Below are 21,837 nucleotides of genomic sequence, written 5' to 3'. Positions count from 1 at the left end.
ACTATGGGTCAATATTCACTAGCACCATATTTTCAAAATATGAAAACAATTGGTGCTCCATTAAAAGCAGTTGACAATGAAAATAAAAGTGAACTGCTAGCTATAGAAAATGAAATTAGAGAGCACATTGAAAAATCTCTTGCTGCTGGAAAACCTGATGAAAAGGTAAACGAAAGAGGAGAGATGACTGCTCTTCAAAGAATTGAGGAACTAATTGACGAAGGAACTTGGTGTCCACTAAACTCACTTTACAATCCAGGAAACAATGATCATGGAACAACAGCCGTTATTAAAGGGCTTGCAAAAGTTGACGGAAGATGGGTTTATATTATAGCAAGCGATAACAAAAAACTTGCAGGAGCATGGATTCCGGGACAAGCAGAAAATTTACTTCGTGGTTCTGACACAGCTGAACGTTTAAGAATTCCTCTAGTTTATATTCTTAACTGTTCAGGAGTTAAACTTGACGAACAAGAAAAAGTATATCCAAATAGACGTGGAGGCGGTACTCCATTCTACAGAAATTCAAGATTAAATCAATTAGGAATTCCTGTAATTGTTGGTATTTATGGAACAAACCCAGCAGGAGGCGGCTACCATTCAATTTCTCCGACAATTTTAATTGCTCACAAAGATGCCAATATGGCAGTAGGTGGAGCAGGTATTCTTGGTGGTATGAATCCAAAGGGATATATTGATGAAGAAAGTGCGAACCAAATTGCAGAAAGCACTGCAAATGCAAAAAAAGTTGCACCTCCAGGATCAGTTGGAGTTCACTTTGCTCAAACTGGATTCTTTAGAGAATGTTATGTAGAAGAAGAAGGAGTTCTTGAAGGAATTAGAAAATATTTAGGAATGCTTCCAAAATATGATCCTGAATTCTTTAGAGTTGATAATCCAAAACTTCCTCTATATTCAGCAGATGACATTTATTCAATAATGCCACTAAATACAAAGAGAGCTTATGATATCTATGATATTATAGCAAGACTTTTTGACGGTTCTGAATTTATGGAATACAAAAAAGGCTATGGACCAGAAATGGTTACTGGACTTGCAAAAGTTAATGGCTTATTAGTTGGAGTTGTTGCAAATGTTCAAGGACTTCTAATGAACTATCCAGAATATAAGGAAAAATCCGTTGGTATAGGCGGAAAACTTTATAGACAAGGTCTTATCAAAATGAATGAATTTGTTACACTTTGTGCAAGAGATAGAATTCCAATGGTATGGCTACAAGATACAACGGGTATTGACGTTGGTGATGATGCCGAAAGAGCAGAACTTTTAGGACTAGGACAATCATTAATCTACTCAATTCAAAATTCTAATCTTCCACAGATGGAAATTACAATGAGAAAGGGAACAGCTGCTGCTCACTATGTACTTGGTGGACCTCAAGGAAATGATACAAATGCCTTTTCACTAGGTTCAGCTGCAACTGAAATCAATGTAATGAATGGCGAAACAGCTGCAAATGCAATGTATTCAAGAAGACTTGTTAAGGATAAAAAAGCAGGAAAAGATCTTAAACCTACTATTGATAAGATGAATGAACTTATTAATGACTATAAGGAAAAATCAAGACCATTAACTTGTGGAAAGATGGGTCTTGTTGATGAAGTTGTTAATATGAACTTATGGAGAAATTATATAATTGCTTTCACAGAAAGCTGTTATCAAAATCCAGAATCAATTTGTCCTGTTCATCAAATGCTTACTCCTAGAGTAATCAAAGATTATGACAGACTAAATAACATTAGATAAATTTTCAAATTATAATAGGGCGAAATTTTTCGCCTTATTATTTTTTTACAAAATATTACGATTACTTCTTACTAAAAGAAAAATACAAGAGGAAAAACATTTCATAAAATTAATAAAAGATTAAAAGGGAGCCTTAGGATAGGCTTTGTTTTAGTATTTTGCCCCTTACTAACTTTGACAAAAATTAGGATACATAGTAAAATATATATGTAAATAAGTTGACCTTTTGTAATTTTTTATAAAAAGAGGGGAGTAAATGGGAGATAGCATATTGACAATGGGAGTTGATATTGGTTCAACTGCTTCAAAAAGTGTTATATTAAAAGACGGGAAAGAAATAGTTTCTACTTCAGTTATTGGTGTTGGCGCTGGAACAAGCGGTCCGACAAGAGTAATAAAAGAATCTTTGCAAAAAGCGAATATTGAAAAGGAACAAATTTCTTATATAATGGCTACTGGTTATGGCAGAAATTCCCTTGAAGAAGCGGATTTTCAAATGTCAGAACTTTCTTGCCATGCAAAAGGAGCCTATTTTCTATTCCCGAATGTTAGAACAATTATAGACATAGGTGGACAAGATGCCAAGGCAATGAAAATTGGCGATGGTGGCATGCTTGAAAATTTCGTTATGAATGACAAGTGTGCAGCTGGAACAGGAAGATTTTTAGACGTTATTGCCAGAGCCTTGGAAGTAAATGTATCTGATCTTGAAAAATTAGATGCACAGTCAAAAAAAGATATTGCTATAAGTTCTACTTGCACAGTTTTTGCTGAATCAGAAGTTATTTCGCAACTTGCAAGCGGTTCAAAAATAGAAGATATAGTTAGGGGTATACACAATGCGATTGCAGCAAGAGTTGGTTCACTTGCAAAACGTGTAGGCCTAATGGATGATGTTGTTTTTACAGGTGGAGTAGCGTTAAATCATGGAATGGTTAGAGCTTTAAGCGATAATACAGGACATAAAATTTTAACGTCACCTTTATGTCAATTAAATGGGGCACTGGGAGCTGCTCTATTTGGTTTTCAAAAATATAAACTAATGGCTAGGAAAAAAGCCAAAGTTAAGGCATAATTAGGAGGGAAATATGTCTGGAAAAGTAATTCAAAAAATACCGGGTAAAAAGCCAAGACCACTAGAAGGTCATAAACCGGCAGCAGCAGTATTAAGAGGTGTAGTAGATAGAGTTTATGGAGCCGCATGGGATGCAAAGGCAAGGGGAGAATTAGTTGGATGGTCTTCATCAAAATTTCCAATTGAACTTGCAAAGGCTTTTGATTTAAACGTAACTTATCCTGAAAATCATGCTGCAACAACAGCTGCAAAAAAAGATGGCTTGAGACTTTGCCAAGCAGCTGAAGATATGGGCTATGATAATGATATTTGTGGTTATGCAAGAATAAGTCTTGCCTTCGCAGCAGGAGAACCTACTGACTCAAGAAAAATGCCACAACCTGACTTTGTTTTGTGTTGCAACAACATCTGTAACATGATGACAAAATGGTATGAAAACATTGCTAGAATTCACAATATTCCAATGATTATGGTAGATATACCATTCCAAAATACAGTAGATGTTCCTGAAGAAAAAGTTGATTATTTAGTTGGCCAATTTAAATATGCCATTAAACAATTAGAAGAACTTACAGGAAAGAAATTTGACGAAAAGAAATTTGAAGAAACTTGTAAAATTGCCAACAGAACTGCAGCAGCATGGTTAAAAGCTTGTTCATATATGGCTTATAAACCATCTCCACTTTCTGGATTTGATTTATTTAACCATATGGCAGATATAGTTGCAGCAAGATGCGAAATTGATGCAGCTGAAGGTTTTGAACTTCTTGCTGATGAATATGAACAATCAGTTAGAGAAGGCACCTCAACTTGGGAATATCCTGAAGAACACAGAATCCTATTTGAAGGCATACCTTGCTGGCCGTCCTTAAGAGCATTATTCAATCCTCTTCAAGAAAATGGTGTTAACGTAACAGCGGTTGTTTATGCACCAGCTTTTGGTTTCCAATATACAGACGTTCGTTCAATGGCAGCGGCTTATTGCAAGGCTCCATGTTCAGTATGTATTGAAGATGGAGTTGAATGGAGAGAAACAATGGCAAAAGAAAACGGAATTTCTGGAGCTCTAGTAAATTACAACAGATCATGTAAACCATGGTCAGGAGCAATGCCTGAAATCGAAAGAAGATGGAAAGAAGACTTAGATATTCCTGTAGTCCACTTTGACGGAGACCAAGCCGATCCGAGAAACTTCTCTGAAGAACAATATAAGACAAGAGTTCAAGGTCTTGTAGAAATCATGGAAGAAAGAAAACAAAAGAGAATTGCAGCAGGCGAAGACGTATATACAAACTTTGACAACACAAAAGAAACAGACTGGTCAAGGACGACTATTGATTAAGAAGGTGTGAGACATGGCTGATATAAAAGAATTATTAGAAAAATTTAAACATATAGCAGAAAATCCAAGAGAACAATTAGATAACTATCTTGCACAAGGTAAAAAGGCAGTAGGAATTTATCCCTACTATGCACCAGAAGAAATAGCCTATGCAGGTGGACTTGTACCAATGGGTGTTTGGGGCGGACAAGGCCCTATTGATAGAGCAAAAGAATACTTCCCATCATTTTATTATTCACTTGCACTAAGATGCCTAGAAATGGGACTTGATGGTACACTTGATGGTTTAAGTGCTTGTATGCTAACAACACTTGATGATACATTAAGACCACTTTCTCAAAATTATAAAGTTTCAGTAGGTCTAAAAATTCCAATGGTATTTTTAAACCACGCTCAACATAGAAAAGAAGATTTTGGTAAAACTTACAATGCAAAAATATTTGAAAAGGCGAAAGAAAGACTTGAAGATGTTTGCGAAGTAAAAATTACTGATGAAAATCTTAAGAAAGCTTTTGAAGTTTATAATGAAAATAGAGCATTAAAAAGAGAATTTATTAAACTTTGTGGCGACTATTCAAAAACAATTAAAGCATCTGACAGATGTAACGTTTTAAAGGCATCTTACTTTATGTTAAAAGACGAACATTCAAAAATGCTTAAAGAATTAATTGATGAACTTAAGAAACTTCCTGAAGAAGAAAATTCAGGACCAAGGGTTGTCCTTTCAGGAATTATTGCAGACAATCCAGGACTACTTAAAGTTTTAGATAATTTTAACATAAATGTTGTTGCTGATGACCTTGCCCATGAATCAAGAGCCTTAAAGATAGATGTTGATACATCAATTGAAGATCCAATGTATGCACTTGCAGATCAATTTGCAAGAATGGACGAAGATCCAATTCTTTATGACCCGGATATTTGGAAAAGACCAAAATATGTTGTTGATTTAGCCATAGATAATGACGCAGATGGATGCCTATTATTTATGATGAACTTTAACGATACAGAAGAAATGGAATACCCATCATTAAAACAAGCTTTTGAAAAAGAAGGAATTCCACTAATTAAAATGGGTTATGATCAACAAATGACAGACTTTGGACAAGTAAAAACACAGCTAGAAACATTTAGCGAAATGGTTGAACTTAATAGAGCATAAAAAAGAAAATTTTGGCGGCTTCGGCCGCCTTTTTTTGATTTACATAATAGAATGTCAGTTTTTAAAAGTGTTTTTATAATAAAGTTATCTATTAACTAATCATCATAAAAATAAACTTATATTAATAAATATTTTGTTCTTTACATACATATATAAAAATCATTTAATTAAATTCTTGCAATTAACCATTAATTATTTTCCATTAACTTCTAAATTTCTTACTCTCAACTGAAATAAATATTATTAGGATAATAATATCCATAATTATTTTAAAAATTGCTTTTAAGATATTTTTAATTTTTACATATTATTAATATTTTTTTGTCCTTACATCAGTTTTTAAAATTGCAAAAAATGGATTTTTGCTGATTTAATAGCTTGAATATATTGACTATTTATGATAAAATAACTATTTGCATAATAATAATTAGAGTGGATAAGTGTCCTCTAATTTAGGAAATTACTCATGAAAGGCTAGGGTGAAAAAATGGCACATCCTGTGAAATATGGGAAACGTGAGAGAATGAGCTTTTCTCGTGTAGATGAGGTGTTGAGTTTACCAAATCTTCTTGAAGTGCAGACTTCTTCCTTTGATTGGTTTATCAAGGAAGGGTTAAGAGAAGTTTTTGACGATGTCTCACCTATTGAGGATTACTCGGGCAAATTAATTTTAGAATTTGTTGACTATTATATTTCTGATGATATTAAGTATGATGTTGACGAATCGAAAAAAAGAGATACAAATTATTCTGCACCTTTAAAGGTTAAGGTTAGACTTATTAATAGCGAAACTGGCGAAGTTAAGGAACAAGAAGTTTTTATGGGGGATCTACCTCTTATGACTCCTACTGGTACTTTTGTTATTAATGGTGCGGAACGTGTTGTTGTATCACAACTTGTAAGAAGTCCAGGAGCCTATTTTAAAGAAGATAGGGACAAGACCGGTAAGAAATTATATTCTGCAACTTTAATTCCAAATCGTGGAGCTTGGCTGGAATTTGAAACTGATGCCCAAGGGGTTATTAATGTTCGTATTGATAGGACAAGAAAGCTTCCTATCACAATTCTTGCTCGTGCAATTGGAGTTGAATCTAACAGAGAAATAACTGAAATTCTTGGCGAAAATGAATCTCTTATAAAGACTTTTGAAAAAGATACAACTTCTACAAGGGAAGAGGCTCTTTTAGAAATTTATAAGAAATTAAGACCTGGAGAACCGCCAACCCTTGACAGTGCTAAATCTCTTTTTGAAAATATGTTTTTTGATGAAAGAAGATATGATTTAGCTCATGTTGGTAGATATAAATTTAACAAAAAACTTGGCATTGCTGCAAGGATTGAAAATCATTTTTTAGCTGAGGACCTTGTAAATCCTGAAACTGGTGAAGTTATTGCAGAAAGTGGGCAAAAGCTTGACAGGGAAAAGGCCTTTGAAATTGAAAATGCAGGAATTAATAGAGTTTTGTTGAAGGTAATTAATCCCTTTGATGAAGAAGAATCAAAGGAAGTAATTGTAATTGGAAATAACTTCTGTCTTCCTTCATCTTTTGATCTTTCCTTTGACCTTAGGGATTTGGGCTTTAAGGAAAAAGTTCATTATCCGACTTTTAAGGCTATTTACGAAGAGTTTGCTAATGATGAAGAAAAACTTAAGGAAGAGTTATTAAAAAATACCCATAAGTTAAGCCCAAAACACATTATTATTGACGACATGATAGCTGCCATTAATTATGAGTTTGACCTAATGGGACAAGTTGGTTTTGTTGATGACATTGACCATCTTGGCAACAGAAGAATTAGATCTGTTGGCGAACTTTTACAAAATCAATTTAGAATCGGTATTTCCAGAATGGAACGTGTGATTCGTGAAAGGATGACTGTACAAGATATTGAGGCTACAACTCCTCAATCCCTAATAAATATTAGACCTGTTACAGCTGCCATTAAAGAATTTTTCGGTTCTTCACAACTTTCACAATTTATGGACCAAAATAACCCTCTATCAGAATTAACCCACAAGAGAAGGTTATCTGCACTAGGACCTGGTGGTTTAAGTAGAGATAGAGCTGGTTTTGAAGTGCGTGACGTCCATAACTCACACTATGGAAGAATGTGCCCGATTGAAACGCCTGAAGGCCCTAACATTGGCCTTATAACTTCACTTACAACTTATGCTAGAATTAATGAATATGGATTTATTGAAACTCCTTATAGAAAAGTTGTGGATGGAGTTGTTACAGATACAATTGAATATTTAACTGCAGATGTAGAATATGAACAAATTATTGCTCAATCTTATGAAAAACTTGATAGTGATGGAAAATTTATTGCCAAGAGAATTGCAGCCAGAGGTCATGAAGGTATTGTAGATATTTTTGATGTTAATGATGTAACTTACATGGACGTATCTCCTCAACAAATTGTTGCCGTTGGTACATCAATGATTCCTTTCCTTGAAAATGACGATGCCAATAGAGCTCTTATGGGAGCTAATATGCAAAGACAAGCTGTGCCCCTTCTTACAACAGAAGCACCTATTGTTGGAACAGGAATTGAATATAGGGCTGCAAAGGACTCAGGAGTTGTAATTGTTTGCACAGATGATGGAATAATTGAAAAAGTTGATGCCCGCCATATTGAACTTAGGAAGGATAGTGACAAGTCATTAATTTTTTATAAGCTTCATAAATTTATTGGCGGCAACCAAGGAACAACTATAAACCAAAGACCTATTGTTAAGGAAGGACAAAGAGTAAAAAAAGGCGAAATTATTGCTGACGGTCCTTCAACTGATATGGGCGAAATGGCTCTTGGTAAAAATATCTTAATAGCTTTTATGAACTGGGAAGGCTATAACTATGAAGATGCCGTTCTTGTTAATCAAGAACTTGTTATAAATGATACTTTAACTTCTCTTCATATAGAAGAATATGAATCAGAAGCAAGAGATACGAAACTTGGACCTGAAGAAATCACTCGTGACATTCCAAATGTGGGTCCTGATATGTTAAAAGATCTTGACGATCTTGGAGTCATTAGAATTGGAGCTGAAGTAAAACCAGGAGATATTTTAGTTGGAAAAGTTACTCCAAAGGGAGAAACAGAACTTTCAGCAGAAGAAAGACTACTTCGTTCAATTTTTGGCGAAAAGGCTAGAGAAGTGCGTGACACATCTTTAAGGCTACCCCATGGTGAACATGGAATTGTTGTTGACGTTAGAACATTTACAAGGGCAGAAGGTGATGAACTTCAACCGGGTGTTAATGAAATGGTAAGAGTTTTTGTTGCAACTAAGAGAAAAATCCAAGTTGGAGATAAAATGTGCGGTCGTCACGGAAACAAGGGTGTTATTTCAAGGGTACTTCCTTCAGAAGACATGCCCTATATGCCTGATGGCACACCAATTCAAATTGTTTTAAATCCCCTTGGCGTTCCATCTCGTATGAATTTGGGACAAGTTCTTGAAGTCCATTTAGGACTTGCTGCTAAAAAACTTGGTTGGCATGTTGCAACACCAGTCTTTGATGGTGCAAATGAAGAAGATATTTTTGAATCTTTAGAAATGGCTGGTTATCCTTATGACGGAAAAATTCAGCTTCGTGACGGCAGAACTGGCGAAGAATTTGACCATCCAGTAACAGTTGGTTATATGTATATGTTAAAACTTCACCATTTAGTAGACGAAAAAATCCATGCTCGTTCAACTGGGCCTTACTCCCTAGTTACTCAACAGCCACTAGGAGGAAAGGCACAATTTGGAGGACAAAGATTTGGAGAAATGGAAGTTTGGGCCTTAGAAGCCTATGGAGCATCCTACACATTGCAAGAAATGCTTACTGTAAAATCAGATGATATTGTAGGCCGTGTAAAAACTTATGAAGCAATTGTTAAAGGAGAAAATATTCCTCAACCAGGAATTCCCGAATCCTTTAAAGTTTTAATAAAAGAACTTCAATCACTTGCCTTAGAAATAGAAGTGCTTGACGAATTTGGAAATCCTGTTGATCTTGAAACAGATGAAGATGATTTGACAAAAATTGATTCTATTGGCGATGATAAGGATGTTAAGGATTTAATAGAAAACACAATCACGAGTTCTTCAACAGGCATTAGAACAATTTCAGGAGAAGAAGTTGAAGCTATGGATAATTTTTCTCTAGCTGATGAAGATGAAGAATTTGACGATGATGATGAAGATTCTCAAAGTGATTTTGATGAATAAGAGAAAGGAGTATCCTTTTGAGCGAACACGAATTATTCCATTCAATTAAAATTGGTTTAGCCTCTCCTGAAAAAATTAGAGAATGGTCATATGGAGAAGTTAAAAAACCTGAAACTATAAATTACAGAACCCTAAAACCTGAAAAGGAAGGACTTTTTTGCGAAAAAATCTTCGGCCCTACTAAGGACTGGGAATGTTCCTGCGGCAAATATAAGAGAATTAGATTTAAGGGAGTGGTCTGCGAAAAATGTGGAGTTGAGGTAACAAAGGCCAAGGTTAGACGTGAAAGAATGGGCCATATTGAACTTGCAGCCCCAGTATCACATATTTGGTACTTTAAGGGCATACCTTCAAGAATGGGTCTTGTTCTTGACATGAGTCTAAGAGCTCTTGAAAAGATTCTTTACTTTGCTTCTTACGTAGTAACAGATGTTGCTCCTGGAGAAACTGTTCTCTACGAAAAGCAGCTTTTAACGGAAACTGAATATAGAGAATTTAAGAGAGAATATGGAGATAAATTTACTGCCAAAATGGGTGCTGAAGCCATTAAAGACCTTTTAGAAAAGGTTGATCTTCAAAAAGAAAATGATGAGCTGACAGCAGACCTTGAAAATGCAACTGGACAAAAGAAAATTCGTATTACAAGAAGACTTGAAGTAATTGATGCCTTTCTCCAATCAGGAAATAATCCAACTTGGATGATTTTAGAGGCAATTCCAGTAATTCCACCAGATTTAAGACCTATGGTTCAGCTTGATGGGGGAAGATTTGCTACAAGTGATTTAAATGACCTCTATAGAAGAATTATTAATAGAAATAATAGACTTAAAAAGTTAATGGATATAAATGCGCCTGACATTATTGTTAGAAATGAAAAGAGAATGTTGCAAGAAGCAGTTGATGCTTTAATTGATAACGGAAGGCGTGGAAGGCCAGTAACTGGCCCTGGAAATAGGCCTTTAAAATCCTTATCAGAAATGCTTAAGGGAAAACAAGGTAGGTTTAGACAAAATCTTTTAGGTAAGAGAGTTGACTATTCAGGACGTAGCGTAATTGTCGTTGGTCCAGATTTGAAATTTTACCAATGCGGTCTTCCAAAAAATATGGCTCTTGAATTATTTAAACCCTTTGTCATGAAAGAACTTGTTGCAAGAGGTCTTGCCCACAACATTAAATCTGCAAAGAGAATGGTTGAAAGAGTTAGAGAAGATGTGTGGGATGTTTTAGAAGATGTAATAAAGGATCATCCAGTGCTTTTAAACCGTGCCCCTACTCTTCACAGACTGGGTATTCAAGCCTTTGAACCCGTTCTTGTAGAAGGAAAGGCAATAAAACTTCATCCCTTATCTTGTACAGCTTATAACGCCGACTTTGACGGTGATCAAATGGCTGTCCATCTTCCACTTTCTATGGAAGCTCAAGCTGAAGCAAGACTTTTAATGCTATCAACTAATAATATTTTGGCATTAAAGGATGGCAAGCCTATTACAACGCCTACTCAAGATATGATTTTAGGATGTTATTATCTAACTCTTGATAGGAAAGATAAATTAAAGGGAGATGGATCGGTATTTGTTTCCTTTGACGAAATGATGCACGCCTACTATTGTGGATATTTACATTTGCAAGCTCATGTAAAAATTAGAAGATATGCAGATGAAAATGACAAGAGAGGTAAAATTGTTGCATCATCTGTGGGAAGATTTATAGTAAATGAGTTTATCCCTCAAGATTTGGGTTTTGTCAATAGAGATGAAGATAAATATTCCCTTGAAATTGATAGAGTAATTGACAAAAAACTATTAGGAAAAATTATTGAAAAGACCTATAAAAAACACGGAAATATTGGAACTGCAAAGCTGCTCGATAATATTAAATCAGCAGGCTACCACTATTCAACAATTGGTGCAATTTCTATTTCTATGGGCGACGTACAAATTCCAGAGACTAAACCTGAAATTCTTGACAAGGCTCAAAAGGAAGTAGACAAATATGAAAAAGCCTATAGACGTGGTCTTATTTCAGATGAAGAAAGATATGAAAAAGTAATTGACATTTGGAACACTGCAACTGATGACTTAACAGAAGATGTTATGGATGGTTTTGATCCCCTAAATAACATTTATATTATGGCGGATTCTGGAGCCAGAGGTTCTAAAAACCAAATCAGACAGCTTGCAGGTATGCGTGGACTTATGGCATCTCCATCAGGAAGGACAATAGAAGTGCCAATTACTTCAAACTTCAGAGAAGGACTAAGTGTGCTTGAATTTTATATGTCAGCCCATGGATCCAGAAAGGGTCTTGCTGATACAGCTTTAAGAACTGCCGACTCAGGATATTTGACAAGAAGACTTGTTGACGTATCTCAACAAATTATTGTTCAGGAAGAAGACTGTCATAGTGATGAATATTTAGTTGCCAAAGCCTTTACAGATGGCAAGGAAGTAATTGAAGACTTATTTGACAGAATTTGCGGAAGATATGCCTTTGAAGATATAGTAGATCCTAATACGGGAGAAATGTTAGTTAAAGAAAACACAGAAATTTCTGATGAAGCTGCAGAAAAAATTGTTGGTGCAGGCATAAAAGAAGTTAAGGTTAGAACAGTTTTAGGCTGTAAAAATAAGACTGGAGTTTGTGGGCACTGTTATGGCAGAAATCTTGCAACTGGAAATCCTGTTGGTGTTGGAGAAGCTGTTGGAGTTATTGCAGCTCAATCAATTGGAGAACCTGGTACTCAATTAACAATGAGAACATTCCATACAGGCGGTGTTGCTCAAGCGGCAGATATTACTCAAGGTCTTCCTAGAGTTGAAGAACTTTTTGAAGCCAGAAAGCCTAAGGGTCTTGCAATTATTGCAGAGCATGATGGCGAAGTTGAAATTAGAGAAACTAATAAGAAAAAAGAAATTGTAATTACAAATGAAGAAGGAACGAAAGATTCCTACAACTTAGTATATGGTGCTAGACTTAAGGTTAAAAATGGCGACTTTGTAAAAGCTGGAGATGAATTAACTCAAGGTAGTGTTTACCCTCAAGACCTTTTAAGAGTAAAGGGTGCTAAGGGTGTTGAAGAATATATTGTTAAGGAAGTTCAAAGAGTTTACAGACTTCAAGGTGTAGATATTAATGATAAGCACATTGAAATCATTGTAAGACAAATGCTATCAAAAGTTAAAATTGATGAAGCAGGAGATACAAACTTTTTGCCAGGAACTTTAGTTGATTCTTCAGAATTTAAAAGCGTCAATAAGGAAATGGAAAAAGAAGGCAAAAATCCGGCAGTAGGAAAGGAAACTTTACTTGGAATTACCAAGGCTTCCCTTGCAACGGATTCCTTCCTATCAGCTGCATCCTTCCAAGAAACTACAAGAGTTTTAACAGATGCTGCCATAAAAGGAAAGGAAGATACTCTTCACGGCCTTAAAGAAAATATAATCATTGGCCAATTAATTCCTGCTGGAACTGGAGCTAGAAGAAATAGAAAAGTCCAAATTGACGTTTCAAAAGAATTAAAAGAAAATTACAATATTTTGGAAAATTCTGAAATAGTTAAGAGAAAAGAAATAGAAGTTAAGGAAACAGTTGAAGAAAATCAAGGCTTAGTTTGACAAGAATAAATTATTCCTGTATAATTTTTTAGGTTAAATATAATCCTTGCATAGATAATTTCTATGCCATTAGTCCATGAGGAGGTGAATTATGAATAAGTACGAAGCAGTTATAATGTTTTATCCTGAAGTAGAAGAAGAAAAAAGAGAAGCTTCTTTTACAAGAATAAAAAATGTTATGGAAGAACATGGAAAAATTAACAATATCGATGAATGGGGAATGAGAAAACTTGCCTATGAAATCGAATATAAACAAGAAGCTTATTATATCTTTGTTGAATTTGAATGTGATCCTACAGAAATTCTAGAAATAAACAGAATTGCAAGAATTAGTGATCCTGTTATGAGAATTATGGTAATAAAAGTAGATGAATAAGGAGAAATTATGAACAGTTGTTGTTTATTTGGAAGATTAGTAAGAGATCCTGAATTAAGATATACACCTCAAGGCACTGCAATTGTAAGATTTACAGTGGCTTGTGACAGGCGTTTAAGTAAGGAAAGAAAAGCTGAAGCTGAAGCAGCAGGTCAGCCAACAGCAGACTTTATTTCATGTACTGCCTGGAGAAGTCAAGCTGAACTTATAGCTAATTATTTCCATAAGGGTGATCAAATAGGGATTGAAGGTAGAATTCAAACAGGTTCCTATGAAAAAGATGGAAGAAGAGTTTATACAACTGAAGTTGTTGTAAATTCCCTTGATTTTGTTTCTAAATCATCTGGTGGATCCTATGGTGGAAATTTCAATAGAGAAGATTATGGAAATACAAACTATAATCAAGCTACAAGTAAGCCGGCTAATAATCCGCCAGTAAATTCAGCTTATAATGACGATTTTCCAAGTTCAAACGGAGATTCAGATGGGGATGGATTTTTCCCCATGGATAATGATGACATACCATTTTAAGGAGGATAAATAGTGCAAAGAAGATTTAGCAGAAGAAAAAAAGTCGATCCTTTTGAAAAGGATAAGACTAAAAAAATAGATTATAAAGATGTTGAAATGCTAAGAAATTATATTTCTGACAGAGGCAAAATTCTTCCTAGAAGAATTACAGGTCTTACTGCAAAACATCAAAGAGAAATGACTGTTGCTATTAAAAGAGCACGTCAAATCGCACTAATTCCATATAGTGCTGACTAAAAAGCAAAACCCCTGAATTTCAGGGGTTTTTCTATGTTTAAATATTATTTTGTCTAAAATCAATGCTTATTAAATTTTTTTCAGTCCCCATTTTATTGTAATATTTAAAGATTTTTTTACCAATACTTGTAAATTTTATTGATGAATTTATTTTGATTATGTTTAAATCTACAAGGATATCAATATAGGGTTCCATTTCCCTTGGGATTTTATAATCTTTAGGAAGATTTTTTTTGTCAATAGCAATTAAGAGGTCAACTAAAAAGTCCTTTATTTTTTTTATCTTATCTTCTGTCAAAATGTCCTTATAAAAATCTGCCCTTAAAAGTGTTGAAAGCCATAGGCTATATTTTTCATGTATATCAAGGGACATATATTTTTCAATGCCCTCAGAAATTTCGTATTCCTTAGTTCCCCATACTTCATCATCATTATAGATAAGAATATTTTTTAATTTTGAAAACTGTATAAAAATTAAAATTTGCGGGAAATGATACTGTCTTAAATTTTTCACATCCTTTGTCGGCCTTAAAAGTAGTTCTTCTGCAATGTCCTTTACAATTGCAGGAGATATTTCACCGTTTTTCACCAAGAAAAGGTGAGAAAACTGCCCATAATCAAGAAAATTTTCATAGTCGGCTAAAAATTTAGAATCAGGTTCTTCCTCTTCCATAATTATATTTAAAAGACTTTCATCAACAAAAAAGCCATTGAGGGACCTTGACAAAAGATTTTGATATAGAAAAATATTGTTCATAGCCCTGTCAAGAGATTTTAAAAGCTTAGATAGATCTACTTTCTTGGCTGTTTTTAAGAAAGTATAATAATTGCTAAAAAGTATGAGAGAATCATTTAGCTCATTAGTGGTAACAAAGTAACCATTTTTTGCCATATTTTCATAGATTTTTTCAAAATTTAATTTGTTGTAAGATGAAAAATTAATATTATTTTTATCTAAATAGGAAGTAAAGAGAAGACTTAAATAATAAGAAATTTTTTCATCTGTAAAATCTTTAAATCTGTCAGTAGACATAAGTTTACCTTTAAATTTATTAAAATATTTAAGATCATCCTTAGAAAATACTGATTTATAAAAATCATCTAACATGTCTTTTTCATATTCTTCTTGTTTTTCATAAAGATAATTATTTACGACAGACCTATACATAAGCAGAATATTAGATAAATATTCCTTCAAAAATTCTTTACTTACTACTTTTTTATTTTTAATTATATGATTATCCAGTAAAAATCCCCAAAAAATATTCATAAAATAATTTGAAAATTCTTCATCATAGGTACTATACACATGCATTAGAAAATCTTCGTCATTATAGGATCCAATTCTTATAAAATAATAATCTGCCTCTTTGTTTATGAGATTTTGGCTGTTAAATATTTTTATGTTCTTATCAAGAATTAAATCCCTTACGTAGGCATAGTTTTCCTCAATTTTTAATAGTTTAAAAAAGGAAGCATATGAAGTAAATAAACATATATAAAAATCGTCGCCAAATTCTTTATCAAAGAGCTCAGATGACATAGTCCTAATAAAGCTTTCAGATTTTTTATGATCTTCAGCAGAGTCAAATAAAATCCATGATGCTATATCTTTTCTGAATTGGTCATTAATAGCACCAGCATATTCATTATCGTCATCTTCCAAATTCAAATCTTCAAGGGCAAAGTTATCCTTTGACTGATTAAGTATTGTATTAATAATAAAATAAATTGAATCAAAATAATTCATCTTTTCCCCTTTATTAGTAAATTGCTTTATTTATCATATACATTATATCAAGAAGAAATTAAAAAGTATATTACAAGTAAATAAAGTATTAAAAGAATAAATAATGGGTATTAAATAACAAAGATAAAAGTTAGGAAGGTGTATTATATGTTACTAAATTATGTTGGAAAAAATATGGAATTAAAAGAAGGCTTAAAAAATCAAGCAGAAAAAAAATTCTCCAAATTGGACAAATACTTTTCTGAAGAAATTGAAACAAGAGTGGTATTTTCCCAACCCAAGTCAGGCCAAAAAGTTGAGGTAACAGTATTTTTACCTGGTACAATTTTAAGAGCTGAAGAAGAAACGGATGATTTCTTTACATCTATTGACAAGGTCCTTGATATTTTAGAAAGACAAATTAGAAAATATAAGACTAGACTTAAAAAAAGATATCAAAATAATGAAACTATAAGATTTGATTCTTTTGAAAAATTTGCTCCTGCTGAAGAAGTTAAGGAGGATGACAAAATTTTAAGGAGAAAAGAATTTACTGTAAAGCCTATGAGTGAAGAAGAAGCTATTATGCAGATGGAACTTTTAAATCATAATTTCTTTATATTTCTAAATTCCGCAAGTGAAAAGATAGAAGTTGTTTACAAGAGAAAGGATAGTAATTACGGAATAATAGAAGTTAATAAATAATATATAAAAACTTGCCTTAAAGCTGAAAAGCTTTAAGGCTTTTTTATTGGATATTTATCTTCAAAGAATGTATAATGAGGGAAGTAATTAAGATTTTTAGGAGGGTCTATGAAAAACAAAAGTAGTTACATTTTTGCAATTATGTCAGCAGGCATATTTGGTTTTATACCTCTTATGACTAAGTATTTCATTTCCATTGACCTTGATTTCATTTCCTCATCCTTTTATAGGATGTCTTTGTGGCTTATTACTATCTTTTATAATAAATAAAGTTTTTTTAAAACTCGATATGAAAGTTAGCCTCGAAGATTTTTTTCATCTTTTTCTGGCAGGCTTTGCCTATGGAATGACCTCCCTTACTCTTTTTTCATCTTACAATTATTTGACAGGCGGTTCAGCAACTTCCATCCATTTTATCTATCCAGCATTAATTTTCATTTTATCATCCTTAATTTATAGAAATAGGCCCACAAGAGGGGAAACTATTGCCCTAATTTTATGTGCCTTTGGTCTTTTTATGCTCTTTGATTTTTCAAATTCATCTTCTTTAAGGGACATTATTTTTGCTGTTATTTCAGCCTTTACCTTTGCATTTTATTCAATAATTGTTGAAAGGTCAAATATTTCCTATATGAATGTGAAGAAGAGCTTATTTTACATATGCCTTACAGCATCTCTTGTTATTTTTGTCTATACCCTTATTTTTAAAAGTCCAATTTATATAGACATATCTTTTAAGGATTTTTTGTTTTTACTTTTTTATGCTTTTATTTTAACCTTAGGGGCAACTTTAATGTTTCAAACAGCAGTTATTATTGGGGAAAGAAACAGGTATTCTTTCAACAGCAGAACCAATGGTATCATTAATTAGCGGCTATTTATGGGAGAAAAAATTTCATTAAAGGGATTTGTGGAAATTTTCTTTATTTTATGTGCTGCGGTTTATATCATTAAGGGTCAAAAAATTAATTATTTGAAATGAATAATTTTCTTGATTATTTGCTTAAAAAGCATATAATTTAATTGTCAGCTCAAAATATATTTTTTTAGAAAGGAGCAAAGATTGAAAGATAGTATTAATAGCGTAATTTCAATAGACAATAAAACTAGGCAGCTAGTTCAAAATACAGAAGATGAAATTACAGCCCTTAGAGAAGATCTTCAAAAAAAGCTTGTCGATATGGAAAACAAAAGTCTTGAAGAAGCAAAAAATGAAGCTCAAGCGAAGTTTGAATCCATAAAAAAATCCTTTGAAGCAAAGGAACAGTCCATTCTTTTAGAAAATAAGGAAAAGGCTGCAAATGTTGAAAGTGAATATTTGAAGGAAGAAAAAACTCTAATTGATAGGGCAATTTCAATTATTTTAAACGAGGAAGACTATGAGTGATTTTTTAGCATTAAACACTAAAATTGACGGCATATTTTCCAAACTTTTTTTTGACGAGGATTATGAAAGGTTAGAAGAAGCTTCCACGTTTAGGGAAGTTATCGATTACCTTAATAATCACATTTTTTTTGAAAAAAATAAATTGACCTATGATATTAGTTATTCAGAAGCAAAACTTGGTGAATCTCTATTTATTACTCTAAATAAGCTTAAAAACTTTACTATAGGGCCCTATAGGGAATTTATTACTGAATATTTAAGACAGGAAGAAATAAATTCTATAAAAAAAGCCCTGAGATTTCTAAAAAGAGAAAGCGAAGAGGAGGACTATATTTTTAAATACCAGGATAAATCCTTTAGCTTAAAGGGCATGACCATCAAGGGATTTGTGGAAAAATTAAAAAACACTATATATTATAGGCCACTAGCAACCTATGAGGACGAACCGTCAGATGATATTTTATTTTATATGGAAATGAACCTTGACAAGTTATTTTTCAATAGAATCATTGAAACGGTAAAAAAATTTTCAAAGGAAGACCAAAGAGAATTTATCAATATATTTGGAAGACAAATAGATATTTTAAATATTTTATGGATTTATAGGGGGACTGTAAATTATAGGCTTCTGCCGGAAGAACTTCTAAATTTTGTAATCTTTGGAGGCAAGTTCCTGAGTTTTAATCTTCTAAAAGAGATGTGTTATTTAGATAATCGAAGTTTTTTAGAAGTCTTGGAGAAAACGCCTTACAGGTATCTTTTTACAGAAGAAGGGGCTGTGGAAAATTTTTCTGCCCATGGTAATAGGCTCGTATATAACTTTGCGAGGAGTGAATTTAGAAAGACCTTTGACAGTTTTGGTCATCTTCTTTCTTTTATAATCATCCTTGAAAATCAAATAAAAGATTTAAAGATATTTATGGAAAGTCATAGGCTAAATCTTGGCATAGAAAAGACTTCCAAATATCTTGTTAAGTTAAGGAAGTGAAATTATGGCCGTTGAGCAAATGAGAATGATGAATGTTATGGCACCTCTTGGAGAAATTGACAATATCCTTCTTGATATTTTAAAATCCAAGACCTGCAAATTTGTTTCATCTCAAAGTGAACTTGACAAAAACAATTTTGTTTTCAGCTTGGAAGATGAGAGAAATCTTGAACGTAACATAGAACTTAATTACATTACAACTTTTAAAACAAATTTAAAAAATCAGGAAAATGTAAAAAGAGCAAAAGAAATAATGCAGTTTTTACAAATTGATGAAGTAGATGAGGAATTTTTAGAAAAGGTGGACCTTTCCATTGACTTTGATTCTATCTACACCATCTTAAAGGAAAAACTTGACAGGTCAAATGATATTCATGAAAAGTTAAAGGCAATTGAAAGCATAGAAGAAAACTATAAACTTTTCAAAAATGTAAATTTAGACCTTTCAGAAATTTCCAATATGGAATATTTTACAGTACGTTTTGGAATTTTGGATAAGGATGGTCGTTTAAGGCTAAAAAGGTCTTATGACACTATGATTGCCATGATTTTCCATACAGCAACTATAGAAAATAATGAAATTTACCTTGCCATCTATCCCAACGATATGGGCCAGGAAATGGACAGGGTTTTAAAGAGTTTAAATTGGAGAGATATAGATTTAAGTATAAAAACTAAGGGAACTGCAACAGATATTTTATTAAACCTTAAAAAGGAAGAAACAAATATTAAAAAGGAACTTTTTGACATAGAGGCCTATAAGAATTATCTCTATAAAGAAAAAAGAGATGAACTTATGACAACTCTTGCTTCCATGCTTGTCTATGAAAAAATTGAACAAGTTAAAAAATTCCTATCAAGGTCAAAAAAATATTTTTACCTTTCAGCTTGGGTTGGAGTAACAGATGTTGAAAGATTAAAGAACCTATTATTTTCCTATGACGGAGTTTCTATAGCCTTTTTGGAACCAGAAAAGGATGTAAATCCGCCAACAAAACTTAAAAATAATTCTTTACTGAAACCCTTTGAAGCTCTTGTAAATATGTATGGAACGCCAAATTATAATGAAATTGACCCGACACCATTTTTTGCCATCACTTATATGATTTTATTTGGGGCAATGTTTGGAGATCTTGGTCAGGGAGCTGTATTTTTACTTGGAGGTATAATATTATCAAAGACTAACAAAACCTTTGGAGGTCTTTTAAAGAGAATGGGTATATCTTCCATGATTTTTGGACTTTTATATGGTTCAGTTTTTGGAAAGGAAGATTTAATAGAAGGATTTTGGTTTAAACCCTTTAACTCTATAAATAAAACCCTTGTTATTGCTATTTATTTTGGTATAGGCCTCTTATTTGTGTCATATGTCCTAGGAATAATTAATAGACTTTTAAGAAATGAAAAATTTGAAGCAATTTTCGACAAGGAAGGTCTTTTAGGGGTAGTTATATTCTTCTCTATGATAAATATAGGAATATCAGTAATGGGAGGAAAATCACTAATTTCAATGCGTCTTGGTCTAGACTTAATTCTTTTAGCATTAGTTTTAATGATTTTAAAGAGAATTATTGTTGCAATCATTACTAAAGAAAAACCAAAGGAATCAGCAAGTGACTATTATATTGAAGGAGCTTTCGGCTTAATTGAAGCCCTACTTTCAACAATGTCAGGGATTATTTCCTTTATAAGAGTTGGGGCCTTTGCCATAAACCACGTTGGACTATTTCTAGCTTTCCAAACTCTATCAGAAATGATTGGAAAATTCCCGGGAAATCTTTTAGTATTAATTCTTGGAAATGTAGTAATAATATGCCTTGAAGGTCTAATTGTATTTATACAATCCCTAAGACTTGAATATTATGAAATGTTTAGTAAATATTACAAGGGAGACGGCTATGAATTCCGCCCCGACTATGTAAATCTTAAAGAATCTTAATCTTAGATACTTGAAATATAAGGAGGAAATTATGGAAAAACTTATGATTTTATCAATTTTAGCACTAATAGCAATCTTTGGAAGCACAGGATATTTTATGCTTTCAAAAACAAAGAAATCTCAAAAATTTATGAGAGCTTTTTTAAGACTGAACTTATTAATCTTTATACCCGTTATTGTATTTGGTGTAATTACACTTGTGCCACAAATGGCAAGTGCAGCTGAAAATGCACCTCAAGGCGGAAATGGTCTTGGATTTTTAGCAGCTGGACTTTCAACAGGTCTTGCATCAATTGGTGCCGGACTTGCAGTTTCTCAAGTAGGAGCAGCAGCCATAGGAGCAATTTCTGAAGATGAAACAATCCTAGGTAAGACAATGATTTATCTAGGCCTTGCAGAAGGTATTGCTATTTACGGCTTAATTATTTCAATAATGATTTTAGGTAGATTATAATGAAATCCCTTCTTTTAACCGATAGCAGAGATATAGTTACAGGTTTAAGACTGGCGGGGATAATGGGAATTTATTGTAAGGATAAAAATATTTTAAAGGAACAATTTTTAAAGGCCTCCCAAGATAAGGACATAGGTATAATAATTTTAACTGCCGGTTCCCAAAGGGAAATTTCAAAAGAAGTTTTGCAAGTAAAAAAGGAAGGCATGCCCTTAATAGTAACAATCCCCGACTTTAAAAATGATTTGGAAGAAGATTTTATTATCAAATATATTAGAAATTCCATTGGAATAAAAATAAGCTAGTGAG

At 33.0% G+C, this 21,837-nt stretch carries 18 protein-coding genes; 17 read left to right on the top strand and 1 reads right to left on the bottom strand.

Features of this window, described 5'->3' with window-relative positions:
- The first annotated feature begins 3 nt into the window (after positions 1-3).
- From BQ4446_RS07985 to rpsR, 9 genes are all read left to right on the top strand, one after another.
- Positions 4-1,767 (top strand): acyl-CoA carboxylase subunit beta, encoded by a 1,764-nt coding sequence (locus BQ4446_RS07985; RefSeq protein ID WP_071028219.1) that lies wholly within the window; start codon positions 4-6, stop codon positions 1,765-1,767.
- 256 nt (positions 1,768-2,023) lie between these two features.
- Positions 2,024-2,842 carry an acyl-CoA dehydratase activase gene (locus BQ4446_RS07980; RefSeq protein WP_071028215.1) on the top strand — a complete coding sequence of 273 codons (819 nt, stop codon included), beginning with the start codon at positions 2,024-2,026 and terminating at the stop codon, positions 2,840-2,842.
- Between the two features lie 13 nt (positions 2,843-2,855).
- Complete coding sequence (locus tag BQ4446_RS07975) at positions 2,856-4,184, top strand: 2-hydroxyacyl-CoA dehydratase subunit D (RefSeq protein WP_071028214.1); 1,329 nt, start codon at positions 2,856-2,858, stop codon at positions 4,182-4,184.
- Positions 4,185-4,197: 13 nt separating this feature from the next.
- A complete protein-coding gene (locus tag BQ4446_RS07970) occupies positions 4,198-5,346 on the top strand; it encodes a 2-hydroxyacyl-CoA dehydratase subunit D (RefSeq protein WP_071028211.1) in 1,149 nt (382 codons plus the stop codon).
- Between the two features lie 487 nt (positions 5,347-5,833).
- Positions 5,834-9,568 (top strand): DNA-directed RNA polymerase subunit beta, encoded by a 3,735-nt coding sequence (rpoB, locus tag BQ4446_RS07965; protein ID WP_071028209.1) that lies wholly within the window; start codon positions 5,834-5,836, stop codon positions 9,566-9,568.
- A 17-nt stretch (positions 9,569-9,585) separates the two neighbouring features.
- On the top strand, positions 9,586-13,182 hold the full coding sequence (gene rpoC / locus BQ4446_RS07960; RefSeq protein ID WP_071028207.1) for a DNA-directed RNA polymerase subunit beta': 3,597 nt from the start codon (positions 9,586-9,588) through the stop codon (positions 13,180-13,182).
- A 91-nt stretch (positions 13,183-13,273) separates the two neighbouring features.
- Positions 13,274-13,558: a 30S ribosomal protein S6 gene (gene rpsF, locus BQ4446_RS07955; RefSeq protein ID WP_071028205.1), complete on the top strand. Its 285-nt coding sequence runs from the start codon at positions 13,274-13,276 to the stop codon at positions 13,556-13,558.
- 9 nt (positions 13,559-13,567) lie between these two features.
- A complete protein-coding gene (locus BQ4446_RS07950) occupies positions 13,568-14,089 on the top strand; it encodes a single-stranded DNA-binding protein (protein ID WP_071028203.1) in 522 nt (173 codons plus the stop codon).
- Positions 14,090-14,101: 12 nt separating this feature from the next.
- Positions 14,102-14,326 (top strand): 30S ribosomal protein S18, encoded by a 225-nt coding sequence (rpsR, locus tag BQ4446_RS07945; protein WP_071028201.1) that lies wholly within the window; start codon positions 14,102-14,104, stop codon positions 14,324-14,326.
- 37 nt (positions 14,327-14,363) lie between these two features.
- Here the strand turns inward: rpsR and BQ4446_RS07940 are convergent, their stop codons facing one another.
- Positions 14,364-16,076 carry a hypothetical protein gene (locus tag BQ4446_RS07940; RefSeq protein WP_071028199.1) on the bottom strand — a complete coding sequence of 571 codons (1,713 nt, stop codon included), beginning with the start codon at positions 16,074-16,076 and terminating at the stop codon, positions 14,364-14,366.
- A gap of 147 nt (positions 16,077-16,223) precedes the next feature.
- Between BQ4446_RS07940 and hpf the strand changes: the two genes are divergently transcribed.
- The 8 genes from hpf to BQ4446_RS07905 all read left to right on the top strand — a co-directional run bounded on the left by hpf (position 16,224) and on the right by BQ4446_RS07905 (position 21,833).
- Complete coding sequence (gene hpf, locus BQ4446_RS07935) at positions 16,224-16,760, top strand: ribosome hibernation-promoting factor, HPF/YfiA family (protein ID WP_071028198.1); 537 nt, start codon at positions 16,224-16,226, stop codon at positions 16,758-16,760.
- Positions 16,761-16,868: 108 nt separating this feature from the next.
- The gene (locus BQ4446_RS08430) at positions 16,869-17,030 is read left to right on the top strand and encodes a hypothetical protein (protein WP_167632523.1); all 162 of its coding nucleotides are present in this window, start codon (positions 16,869-16,871) and stop codon (positions 17,028-17,030) included.
- Entirely contained in the window at positions 16,957-17,631 is a 675-nt protein-coding gene (locus tag BQ4446_RS07930; RefSeq protein ID WP_167632546.1) for a DMT family transporter, read from the top strand. The genes BQ4446_RS08430 and BQ4446_RS07930 overlap by 74 nt, the downstream gene beginning before the upstream one ends.
- 192 nt (positions 17,632-17,823) lie before the next feature.
- A complete protein-coding gene (locus BQ4446_RS07925) occupies positions 17,824-18,147 on the top strand; it encodes a hypothetical protein (RefSeq protein WP_071028196.1) in 324 nt (107 codons plus the stop codon).
- Entirely contained in the window at positions 18,140-19,135 is a 996-nt protein-coding gene (locus BQ4446_RS07920) for a V-type ATPase subunit (protein ID WP_071028194.1), read from the top strand. The genes BQ4446_RS07925 and BQ4446_RS07920 overlap by 8 nt, the downstream gene beginning before the upstream one ends.
- A gap of 4 nt (positions 19,136-19,139) precedes the next feature.
- Positions 19,140-21,074: a V-type ATP synthase subunit I gene (locus BQ4446_RS07915; RefSeq protein ID WP_071028192.1), complete on the top strand. Its 1,935-nt coding sequence runs from the start codon at positions 19,140-19,142 to the stop codon at positions 21,072-21,074.
- 31 nt (positions 21,075-21,105) lie between these two features.
- Positions 21,106-21,528, top strand: a complete 423-nt coding sequence (locus BQ4446_RS07910) for an ATP synthase subunit C (RefSeq protein ID WP_071028190.1) — start codon at positions 21,106-21,108, stop codon at positions 21,526-21,528.
- The gene (locus BQ4446_RS07905) at positions 21,528-21,833 is read left to right on the top strand and encodes a V-type ATP synthase subunit F (protein WP_071028188.1); all 306 of its coding nucleotides are present in this window, start codon (positions 21,528-21,530) and stop codon (positions 21,831-21,833) included. The genes BQ4446_RS07910 and BQ4446_RS07905 overlap by 1 nt, the downstream gene beginning before the upstream one ends.
- The last annotated feature ends 4 nt before the right edge of the window (positions 21,834-21,837 follow it).

Source organism: Peptoniphilus raoultii, assembly GCF_900099555.1.
Classification (GTDB): domain Bacteria; phylum Bacillota; class Clostridia; order Tissierellales; family Peptoniphilaceae; genus Peptoniphilus_A; species Peptoniphilus_A raoultii.
Note: the sequence above shows the minus strand (reverse complement) of the source record. Positions and strands in the feature narration are given on the sequence as shown.